A 1,538-nucleotide genomic window follows, 5' to 3' on the forward strand; every position below is an offset into this window, starting at 1 on the left:
TTTTTTAAGGCGGGAAGGAGGATATGGCCAGGCAAACATAGGTCCATGGCGGATGCCTGTGGAGCTGTCAGGCGATGAAGGACGCGACAAGCTGCGAGAAGCCCCGGGGAGGTGCACATGACCATTGATCCGGGGATGTCCGAATGGGGTAACCCGCGGGGAGCGATTCCCGCACCGCGGACGCTGAATAAAATAGGCGTGCGGAGCCACACTGGGTGAAGTGAACCATCTAAGTAACCCGGGAAGAGAAATCAACAGAGATTCCGTAAGTAGCGGCGAGCGAAAGCGGAGGAGCCCAAACCGCCTCGAGCGGGGTTGTAGGACTGCGACATGAAGGAGCCAAGGCTAGCGGAAGGGCATGGGAAGGCCCGCCACAGAGCGTGAGAGCCGCGTACGCGAAAGCCGAAGCCATCTAGCAGTATCCTGAGTAGGGCGGGGCACGAGGAACCCTGTCCGAATCCGGGTCGACCACGATCCAAGGCTGAATACTGAACAGCTACCGATAGCGAACGAGTACCGTGAGGGAAAGGTGAAAAGAACCCCGGCGAGGGGAGTGAAATAGAACCTGAAACCATGGACCGGCAAGATGTCACGGCCCGAGAGGGTGGTGGCGTGCCTTTTGTAGAATGAGCCTGCGAGTCATGTTATGCGGCGAGGTTAAGGGACAGGAGTTCCGGAGCCGCAGCGAAAGCGAGTCTGAACAGGGCGGATATGAGTTGCATGACATGGACCCGAAGCCAAGGTGATCTATCCACGGGCAGGCTGAAGCAGGGGTAAGACCTTGTGGAGGGCCGAACAGTAATCTGTTAAAAAAGGTAGTGATGACCCGTGGATCGGAGCGAAAGACTAAACAAACCTGGAGATAGCTGGCTCTCCCCGAAATGCCTTTAGGGACAGCCTCAGGGAAAGCTTGCGGAGGTAGAGCACTGGATGGATGCGGGGGAGTCAAATCCTACCAAATCCAATCAAACTCCGAATGCCGCAAGCCAGCCCCTGGGAGTGAGACTGCGTGCGACAAGGTTCGTAGTCAAGAGGGAAACAGCCCGGACCGCCGGTTAAGGTCCCGAAACCATGCTGAGTGTGAAATGAGGTGCGGATGCACAGACAGCCAGGAGGTTGGCTCAGAAGCAGCCATTCCTTAAAAGAGTGCGTAACAGCTCACTGGTCGAGCATCCGCGCGCAGACAATGTAGCGGGGCTAAGCATGGTACCGAAACCGCGGATTCACGGATTAGTCCGTGACTGGTAGGGGAGCATTCCGCAGGCCGGAGAAGGGATACCCGCGAGGGGTCCTGGAGGAAGCGGAAGAGAGAATGCAGGCATAAGTAACGAAAAGACGGGTGGGATCCCCGTCCGCCGAAAACCTAAGGTTTCCCGCGTAAAGGCAATCTGCGCGGGGTAAGTCGGCCCCTAAGGCGAGGCGGAAACGCGTAGTCGATGGGAAATCGGTAAAGAGTCCGATACTTCATAAGTTTCTACGGAATGACGCATGAGGTGAAATCCGGCCGGGCGACGGTAGTCCCGGTCCAAGCGGCAATC

1 rRNA gene is annotated in these 1,538 nt (G+C 57.2%); it reads left to right on the plus strand.

The features are described 5' to 3' along the window. Positions 1–25 precede the first annotated feature (25 nt). Positions 26–1,538, plus strand: a 23S ribosomal RNA gene (locus tag HNP76_RS14285); the annotation flags it as partial.

Source organism: Treponema ruminis (assembly GCF_014201975.1).
Taxonomy (GTDB): domain Bacteria; phylum Spirochaetota; class Spirochaetia; order Treponematales; family Treponemataceae; genus Treponema_D; species Treponema_D ruminis.